7 protein-coding genes and 1 pseudogene are annotated in these 10,492 nt (G+C 36.7%); all 8 read left to right on the forward strand.

Annotated features, from left to right (window positions below; translation table 11 throughout):
- A pseudogene (locus LC454_RS26175) lies at nucleotides 1-338 on the forward strand (hypothetical protein); the annotation flags it as partial.
- Between the two features lie 174 nt (nucleotides 339-512).
- Entirely contained in the window at nucleotides 513-1,946 is a 1,434-nt protein-coding gene (locus tag LC454_RS26180) for a hypothetical protein (protein ID WP_223585379.1), read from the forward strand.
- 1,211 nt (nucleotides 1,947-3,157) lie between these two features.
- The gene (locus LC454_RS26185; RefSeq protein ID WP_223585380.1) at nucleotides 3,158-5,998 is read left to right on the forward strand and encodes a hypothetical protein; all 2,841 of its coding nucleotides are present in this window, start codon (nucleotides 3,158-3,160) and stop codon (nucleotides 5,996-5,998) included.
- 108 nt (nucleotides 5,999-6,106) lie between these two features.
- Complete coding sequence (locus tag LC454_RS26190) at nucleotides 6,107-6,652, forward strand: hypothetical protein (protein WP_223585381.1); 546 nt, start codon at nucleotides 6,107-6,109, stop codon at nucleotides 6,650-6,652.
- 66 nt (nucleotides 6,653-6,718) lie between these two features.
- Entirely contained in the window at nucleotides 6,719-7,264 is a 546-nt protein-coding gene (locus tag LC454_RS26195) for a hypothetical protein (protein ID WP_223585382.1), read from the forward strand.
- Between the two features lie 524 nt (nucleotides 7,265-7,788).
- The gene (locus tag LC454_RS26200; protein WP_223585383.1) at nucleotides 7,789-8,628 is read left to right on the forward strand and encodes a hypothetical protein; all 840 of its coding nucleotides are present in this window, start codon (nucleotides 7,789-7,791) and stop codon (nucleotides 8,626-8,628) included.
- Nucleotides 8,629-9,300: 672 nt separating this feature from the next.
- Nucleotides 9,301-9,750, forward strand: a complete 450-nt coding sequence (locus tag LC454_RS26205; protein ID WP_223585384.1) for a response regulator transcription factor — start codon at nucleotides 9,301-9,303, stop codon at nucleotides 9,748-9,750.
- A gap of 375 nt (nucleotides 9,751-10,125) precedes the next feature.
- The coding region (locus tag LC454_RS26210; protein WP_223585385.1) for a hypothetical protein at nucleotides 10,126-10,492 on the forward strand (367 nt) is incomplete at its 3' end.

The raw sequence follows: 10,492 nt of genomic DNA on the forward strand, positions 1-10,492 counted from the left end.
TTTCGGACGACAATATCGCAGGTAATCCCATTGATCCCGTGGTCTTTGAAGAATATATGGATGCTGAAAAACCTTACTTAAGTCATGATCTTAAAATTACAGATCTTATGGCACCATTAGGGACCAATCGAACCTATCTGTCAAATTTTATCAATCAGTATTATGGTATGAATTTCAGTACATTTATAAATACTTGTCGGATGCACGAAATTGAAGCTCTTCGATCGGATCCTTATTATAAAGGCTTTGAGGAGGAGGAACTTGTCTATACAGTGGGTTTTAAAAGTGTCAAAAGCTATCACAGAACAAAGCATATTATTTCGGAATTAAAAGGGTAAATCCGTTCTATTGAGGAATATCTTTTCAAAGGACCCGATATGAAGTCTACTTAGCGTAGTGTGAAAGTGTAATATCAATTTGATTTCTGTTGAATGCTTTATTAGTAGAACAGGAAGTAAGAAAAAGGATAAATAATAAATTTATTTAGGTGAAAAATAATAGGAATAAAAATTATGAATGTTAGATATATAGTAGCTACTTTGGGTATTTTGTTGTCCAGTGAGGTAGTCAATGCACAGAATTATACAACAATAAATATTACTAAGGCTGATTTTTTACAATCTTCAGGCGCTGCGGAACCTATCTCTCCAGTGGGGGCTCAGATTACTTTCGAAAAAAATACTAGTACTAGACCCTCTACTTTTTCAATCTATGCGCTAAGTGATATTGTCACACATATAACGAATAGACCTGAGCTTTCTTGGAGGCTAAGCACGAGGTCTATCAAAGCTGGATTGACAACGAGTGACGGAGCGATGCGCCATACAATATTGGCAAGTGGCATGGGTTCTAATTTGGTGAATGAAAGTAACGCCACATTCCCCGAAGGTACAAAATTTGGTTTATGGTTCAGTATTCCAAATTTCTCCAATTACGCTTGGTATAAACAAAGGTATGGGATGAATGTTTTTCTATATGATATGAATAGTAATGGTGGTAGGCTGGTGCCCAATAGGACAATGCCTGTAGCGATAGATGTACCGCTGCTGAGTGAGATGACAGATAGCGACTGGGCCCCAGTATGGGATGTTTATGTAAACGGTAGCGCAGATTATTTATCTGGATTAGATGTTAAGCATTCTGAAATCAAGACGGTGCTACATACAATAGATTTTTCCACTATTCTTAGGGCAACAGCTCCAGTATTTGTCGCTAAAAGTCTGGATAATATGAATATTGAGCCTGTACCCATAAATGTTGCTACTTACCATATGGGAACTGGCTCTGTAATTTTGCATATGGATAACCCCACAATATTGCGGACAAAAAATATCTCCCCAGGTAACAAATCTCTATTGGGTCAGGAAAGCCTTGCTATATCATCTGCGCGCATGAAGCAATATTTTAGAAAGCCAGGTATTTATACAGTGCCTATTGAGTTAATTTTTAAAGACTCTTATACAGGAGATATTACCAAAAAATACTCACGAGTACTTAATATACATGTTCCAAATCTAAGCAGTTTTTCGGTCAGTACAACACAGATTGATCTAAAGTTGGAGAGTGTAAATGACTATCAGCAAGGAGTATCTAAGGAATATCCTGATCACCTTGTTGTGAGTCAGTTGCAGCCTTATACGATTAGTGTGAAAGCCAACAGTACTCACTTTACCAGCGTTGATTCAGAGCTGAGTATACCGGTGTCGGCGATTCAGCTAGGCCCTGCTACCGGGCAAAATACTGCCGGGTTCAATACAGTGAATTTATCTACCTCTCCTCAGTTATTTATTACAGGAAACGATGAAATAGCCATTGATAAAAAATATGGCATAAAATATAGTATACCTAGTAACGAGGCAAAAAATATACTAAGTACCCTCCCAATCGGAGCTACCGTAGGAGGTGTCTATACTGGCACGATTACTTATACGTTGACGCCACAATAACAATACCACAGAGGAAATTCAAGCACATAGAAATAGTGTATCTGAATTTAAAATCTTATGTACAAGTTATTTCACATTTATACAACTAGTCATTTGCTGCCCAGTATGGGGTAATGTTTGCGCTCCAAGCTCCTCGAGTTTTGGAGCTCTCTTTTTATCGATCAAAGCAAATTCCATGAGAATATATAATATTTTATTGATGTAAGCTACTGGATCAATAATACTACTTTTTCGCTATGCACTAATTCTGTCCCTCGCATGGAATATCATATCTGCTGTTAATAGTGGAAAGTTTTTGGAAAAAATATTATAACATAGTATGTTGTTAAAAATAGTAATAAGCGCTAATGTTATAATTTAGGCAGTATATGCAGATAGAACAGCTTTTGGAGCGAAGTAATACAAAAATGGTGCGGGAAACAAAAGAACCAAACACCAGAATATCTGGTAGAGCCAGCCCAATGATGAGGCATCAATATCTGCTGAGTATTCAATGATCTCTTTTTTATATTTTATTACTCTCCATATGGCAAGAACCATATAAAACACTAAATAACACCCTTTATGGGCAAATAGTGATTAAGGAGTATGGCATTAATTACAATTTCGCCAAAATTTTTCAGGACTGTTTGATAATAATTTTGTTTTTGTTTCGAAGATGATCATAGTTGGAATGATTTGATATTTTTATAATTCATAAAGCTCCATTTTAATTGCTTCCCTAGTTTTTGTAATCTTATTATTTTCAATATTTTATTTTGATTATATCGTGTTATCTCAAAATTTAAGAGGATGTATCTAGCAAATAAACATATATATATTCTTTGTGATCTTTTATTTCGTATAAAAGAGTATGATATTTTGTATGATAGTTTGTTCTTAAAATTTATCGGTTGATTTCAGGGAAAATCAAATAGAGATGTTGTAATAAAAAAGGTGACTAAAAGTAAATTTTTAAATTAAAAACACTGATTTTCAGTTATTTGTATTTTTTACCAAAAAACTATACGTTTTGTCATTACGAATATATGTTTGACGTAAATAAACAAAAACATTCTCCTTCTCTTTGTTCTGTCAAATGAATATACGCGTTTGACAATATCATAATTTGATAATGGCAACTGAGAAATAATATGAGTTTAAATTGCAATAAAATATTAAAGAACATAATTTTTAAAAATCTTCCGCGGATTGTTTTTGCTGTTGGTTTTATGATAAATGCATTGCTTGTTACAGCTCAGACGTCTAAGATAGATATTCGCTTTGTACAAGATACATTAACGGTAAAACCCGGAGAAACATTTTCAAATTTTCTTGCATTTAAGAATAAATCTGATCGTGAGATAGTCCTTCGGAAATATAAGGATAATGCCAATGAAAATGCCTTACTTAAATTGCCGGATAGCATCGTATTAGCCGGAGGTGAAATTAAACAAGTGCCGATTAAGTTTTTTGCAAACCAGAATACCATAAAATCAACCAGCCAGGATTTCTCAACGTCGTATTATAATGTAGATTCGTCAGATAGAAATATCTATGCTACGCAGTTTATTGTACTATTAGATGCAAAATCCGGGCTCTTATTGGAGACTCCATATAATGAACTTTATTTGAGGCAGTTCAGTAGTTCCGCCGAATTGGAGCTTCGGACTATAAATTCTGGATTGGTGCCCTTATCCTTTAAATTGGAATTTGAAGATGTGCCCAAAGGTCTTCGCTTTGATTTTGACAATAACGAGATTGTCCTTGAGCCGGGGCAAAATCAGCTTATCCAAATCAACGCGACGAATGTAGGGGCGCCTAGTAACACCGCTGATTTTGCGGTAAAAATAAAGGCGATAGATCCGCATGGTAAGCTTATTGCTCAAAAAAATATTCGGATTATGTCACTTTCACATAATCGAAACCTTGTCATGCACTATCAGGACATATATTCCAACCGTCCGAATGTGTTAAGCCTGAATTTTATTAACGCCAATAATTTTTCTTCGGTACAATTGGCGGGATCGGGAAGGTATCAATGGGAAACAAAGAAAGAGTGGGGATACAATCTGAATCTGAATTCCTATCTGAAAAATGAGTCAAAATATAATCTGAGTGATACCTATGTATATCTGAAAACAAGACGATGGTATGTACATTTGGGATCTGTCAATGAGAACTACGGTTTTAATGTAAGTGGAAAAGGAGGGAAGCTGAGCTACAATCTGGATAAAAATAAGACTGTAGGGATTACAGCTATTGATAATGATAATATGCTGCTTACCGACAATCATCTGTGGAAAAGAGGGGGGTATACCCTTGCTGCGACCTATCGTGATGCAACAGCTGAGCGTGAAAACCTGGAGATGGTACTCCTCAATGCACAGGAGGATTATAGCCAGCTCAATACTTCGCTTTATACCATAAAAAAGAACCTGATCCATAAAATGGGGCATTGGCTGACCGCTGATGCAGGTGTTAGTTATCAGACCACATCTAAAATGAATAAACAGCAGGAGCTGGGATACACCTTAGGCCTTAATTATCGTTGGAAATCTGCTGTTGATAATAATACTGCTGGAAATCTGTCTGTATTCTACGGTAGCCCATATTATGGAGGGTTCAATAGAGGTTTATTCGTATTCAATGGAAACGGAAGTATGCGGATCTCTGACAAAGAGTCCTTGTCAGCTTCGGTACGGTTCCAGAGCAACAAACCCAAGTTTTTGAACACTACATTAACGAATATTTCTTTTGGACGGTCGAACTATTCAGAGCAGCAGAACTATGAGCTGGGGTACCGTGTTAAATTGAGTGAACAGCTGCGTGTCGGTATGTATCCCTACTATATGTACCAATCTATGGCTTCGCAGATCGCTGCAGATAAGGAGCCCCAAATTACAGACTGGATGTCGAAATCATATCGGGCGAAATTGTTGTTCAACCTGCATCACATGGACCATAGCATGAGCTTATCGACGGATCATGGGTATACATCGGAGAATACTTCTGGACGGCCTACGGCACCTTTTTATTCATTAAAAACAGACTTTTCCTATAGCTTTAAGCAATGGGGACTGACTGCATACTATCAACACAATCCTTATTACTTGTCTGATGCTTTGGTCAACGTAGGAAAAAAAGAGTATGATGTATTTACTATTGGGCCAACAGGAGCATTTGTCGGCCTAGAAAACAAGTTAAGCGTCAATTATTCGCTGATGTATAATTACTATGGATACAATAAAAGCGAAAATTATATGCTGAATATATATGGTAGATGGAATGTCAAGAACGATTGGGCTTTTACAGCTTCTGTAAATTATGGTGTCAATAAATATACTCTGATGACACGTTATAATCCTGAAACAGGAATAAACTATGAGGATCCTATTATACATTGGGGTGATAAAGACCTCTATACCTCTAGACAAATCCGTATTGGAGTGGAGAAGAAATTAGGTAGAGAACGGAATTCATCTGTACGAAAGCTGACTTATATCTGTTTTGACGATCAGAATAGGAACGGTATCCGGGATAAAGGAGAACCTCTGCTATCGGATATACTCCTTTCGATCAATGATCTTTCTGCTGTATCCAATAAACGTGGGGAGGTAAATTTCAATGGAACAGTGGGTGATACATACACTCCAGAAATATCAAACATGGAGGGTTGGACATTACTACAAGGAGCCAACAGTTCAGTCTTACTCTCAAAAAATAGGAAACATCCCCTTCCATTGGTGAAGACCAATCGGATTACCGGTGAGGTCAAGGTTATTCAGAACGAATATATTAGAGAAGGAATCGTCAATATGTCGGGGATACAAATCCTAGCCATTTCGGTTGATGATGAAAACGTCAGATTCCAAACATCAACAAATAATGTTGGGGCATTTAATCTATACCTACCCGAAGCGAAGTACAAAATATATGCTGATGTAAGTCGTCTTCCATTGCATATAGAAAATAATGAGCAGCATATTTCGGTGGTTAAAAGTATTGAAAAACAGTATCTTATTTTTACATCGAAAGATATGCGCAGAAGCGTAGAGATCAAAAAACTGTAATGAAAATTTGAGTATGCTTTAGGAGTATTCACTCATGGATCGTATCATATAATTGAAAACAGGATACAAGTAAGTAATTAATAATTTAACATTTAAAAAACAAAAACAATGAAAAAGCAAATTTTAGTAGTAGCATTATTATTAGCAGGAGGGTTGGGGTATAATACTGCATCGGCACAGTCCGCCGACAGCCGTACGATTACAGTCAATGTAGAACTTAAAGACGTATTTGGTGCCGGTGGTGGCGGTGAAGGTGGTAGTGGTGCTACAGGAGCAGATCAGTTAAGTTTCGTGTATGACAATGCTGGTAAATATAATAATGAGCAGACACAGACCATCACAAATCAGATCAATGCGGTAGCTACAGGAGCCTATAAGATCACAGTAAAGGCCAATGAGGCGAACTTTACCTCTGCAAACTCGACATTACCTTTAGATATCCTGCGCATCTCTGCATCCAAAACAGGAGAAGGAGCTTTCGGTACAGCAATTACCCCAACTACAACAGCACAGGATATCTTTACAGGAGGCACAGCTACAGCTTTTGGACAAGGGTATGATGTTAAGTATGATATCCCGGTAAATAATACCTTGGCAACTGGAGTCAAAGAACCATATAAAGCAACATTTATATTTACAGTGACAGCTCCTTAATAAGTGGTGGGCGAAAACAGGATACAAGTAAGTAATCAATAATTTTAATATTTAAAAACAAAAACAATGAAAAAGCAAATTTTAGGACTGGCAATATTATTAACAGCAGGATTAGGGTATAATACTGCATCGGCACAGTCCGCAGATAGCCGTACGATTACAGTTAATGTAGAACTTAAAGACGTATTTGGTGCCGGTGGTGGCGGTGAAGGTGGTAGTGGTGCTACAGGAGCAGATCAGTTAAGTTTCGTGTATGACAATGCTGATAAATATAATAATGAGCAGACACAGATCATTACAAATCAGATCAATGCGGTAGCTACAGGAGCCTATAAGATCACTGTAAAGGCCAACGAGGCAAACTTTACCTCTGCAAACTCGACACTACCTTTAGATATCCTGCGTATCTCTGCATCCAAAACAGGAGAAGGAGCTTTCGGGACAGCTATTACGCCAACTACAATGGCACAGGACATCTTTACAGGAGGCACAGCTACAGCCTTTGGGCAAGGGTATGATGTTAAGTATGATATCCCGGTAAATAATACCTTGGCAACTGGGGTTAAAGAACCGTATAAAGCAACATTTGTATTTACAGTAACAGCTCCTTAATAAAAGATTAGAACTGGCCAGTAGCTTTGCTAAAAAGCTAGGGTGCCATAGTAAATGTATCATAATTTAGTAAATCGGTATTTGGGGACGGTACGCTTTTAACTGTCCGTTCCCTTATTTTGCTATATAGGCACTAAAAGTGCCAACAAAAATATGTACAATAAAAAGATAATGTGTATTTTGATGTTGTACAAGCCAAATAGCACTATATATCATCGGAGCAAAGGCTAATGGTAGTAGTTTTACGCGCTCAGGTGGCGATATCAGCATATGGGTATCTGTATTGCAGATTGAATCTGCATCGGGACAGGATCCGATAGAGGTCAACAGGGTAAAGCTATTTACAGTGCCATAACGACGGAACCAGCTTTTGGGAAAAATATGCTGTCAAATACAGTATCTTAGTGACCGATTCGAAGAAAATAATAATGACTGGTCCAGACAATAAGGTCGTGTCGGGTATTCATAGCGGATTGATTACTTGTGTATTAAAAAATAAAAGTGACAACTAACAATAAAAGATAATGATTAAAATAGAAGTTATATACCTCCAATTGAAGCATTTTGTTCATCAGCTCCTACTGGTTCTTGTTTTCGTTATTCCAGCTGCGGCGCAGGATATATCAGTATCTCCTATTACCCTTACTTTTGAGGGCTTGGCTGGGCAGACTGTCAGCAGAAATGTAAAGATGACCAACAGCAGCAAGACCAAGACTTATAGCTTTACGTCTAGTCTTAGTGACTGGGATAGGGACAGTACCGGAAATCGACAGTACCATCCTAACGGAAGTATGGCGCAATCTATGTCGAATTGGATTGAAGTGAGCGAAAACAATTTTGAACTAGGCCCTGGCGAGAGTAAAAATCTGACAATCAGCTGTGCCGTACCACATAAGCTTGCCTCTAAATCGGCTTACAATAGCATGCTTTTCCTGACCCAGACCAATCCCAGTAAGTCAGATAACGCTGATCAATCAGGAATAGGGATACTGGTCGCCTATGAGTTTGGAATACAGGTGTTTTACAATCCTTTAGGTGCTTCGCTTGGCGATATGGAGATCAATGCCATGACCTACACTGGTCCGACTGGCACCATGCGAAATGGACAGGTACAATTGGCCTTTGCCAATACAGGTCAGATTAATAAGACAGGCACTGTGAGGTTAGAAATCACCAATAAAATTACTGGGGCCGAGATCAAGACTGAGCCTGCCTATTTTGCCATTATGCCACAGGGTAAACAGCGGTTGAATCTACCACTGAGCGAGCAATTACTGCCAGGCTCTTATCTATTGGTTGCCATCTTGGATGCAGGCCGAGGCCACAGTCTTAAGATTGCGGAAAAAGACCTGGTTATAAAATAATACGTCCTCTTGTACGTGGAGTAGTTATTAGAAAAATTAGGCAAAAAGGGAACTTCATTAAAACGAATTGTTCTCATGGAACAATTCTTATGACAGGGGCTATCTTTCGTTAGTTATTTTGTTTATCTTATTCGGAAATCATTAGATTGGAATTGTCAGTACACTGGAAATATGGTAGCTAATATACCAGATACAAGAATCTTTGCCTATGACGAATAGTAAAATTTTTATATTTAAATTCGTTTGGAAGCAAAACCTACAATTTCAATTAAGCCTAAATTATTAGTATTAATTTGATCGAAGACATCCTAGAGTAATCTTAATATATATCGGTAAAAGTGAGCAATTACTAATTTAATAAGTGTCATTTAAGAGACTAATCAAAATGGGCCTATATACTTATCAAGGTGTTATTTATTAAGTTGCGTAGACAACTTAAATATAGAAATTTCAGTTATTACAAAGTGAAATTGCTGTAAAGTGTTTATACGGTTTTTTTTCTATTGCATATATTTTGTGGCTTATGCAATTATCATTCGGCGAATTCTAAATTTAGTGAGATTTAAGGTAAAAACATGTTATTGACTATATGTCACTAATGATTTTATCAAAAGCAGTGCTGTGGTTGTTAGCATTCTATTTCTTTGTAGAAATCAAGTAAAGTTGATAATTATGTACACTGAAACAATTAAAATAGGTCTTATCGATGATTCTTCAATCATTAGATTTTTTACACGGGCGAAGCTATCCCAGCACACGAATCCAAAATTTGAAATAGTGTTAGAAGCCTCTTCTCCAGTTGGCATGGAATCATTCAAAGCTAAATTTGAAGATCCGGATGTTTTTTTAGTGGATGTCAATATGCCATTTATGAATGGTATCGATAGTATTCCACATCTAAAGAAATTGTATCCCAATAGTCAGATTATTATGTATACCGATGATTTAGACAGCGACAAGATTAGTAGAGCATTGCAATTAGGTGCATCAGATTATATTTCAAAAAGTATAAATGATAGGATATTGATCGAAAGAGTAGAACAGATTGTATTCAACAATATAAAGCAACTCAAAATAGATAATCCCGCCAAGACAAATCATTATGCGTTTGATCGTGGGTGATTTCTGTTAAACGAATACTTTTAGCGACCGTCTCCCTACTTTTAAACAACATTATGAGATTTCAATTGAAAGAATTTGCATACGGGGTGTAAGGTTAAAATATTTTTTTTCTTTATATCCAATTGTGAGTGAAAATGAATAAATTTATATACTATTATAAAAGTACCCTTCTAGTTTGCGCGTTTTTTTATAGTCATTTATTTCGAATATTAATATTATTGGTCTCCTATGAATGAACTTTACCAAATCATAATTGCCGCAACCCCGGTCGCATCATCTATCATTTGTATACTTTTTTTGCTATTTGCATACGGAGATCGAATTTTATCTATCGAACGATATCTTAAAAGACTGTTATTGATCTATTTCTGTCAGATGATTTTTAACTGGATCTTTAATTTAATGATTCAGGTTCCTGGTAGTTCATTTCAATATATTCTTCCTTTTGTCGCATTCAACCTCCATCTCATGCAGGTCGTATTTTTTCATGTAATTGTTATTATCACATCTATGGGCGAGCAAAAGAGAATAGGTGGATACCATTATGTGATTCCGTTCCTGCTTAGTTTTGCGGTTAGTTTATTCTTTTTTAGTTCATTATCTTTTTTTCCCTCACATAATGATGTCTTTAATTTTTTTATACCATATCTTTTCATTTCGGTAGCACTGTATTCGGTGTATTATACCTATTTAATGATCCGACACCTTTATGATAGCTATACCAAGTTAATGTCAGAGGGGA

Source organism: Sphingobacterium sp. GVS05A, assembly GCF_019969845.1.
GTDB lineage: Bacteria > Bacteroidota > Bacteroidia > Sphingobacteriales > Sphingobacteriaceae > Sphingobacterium.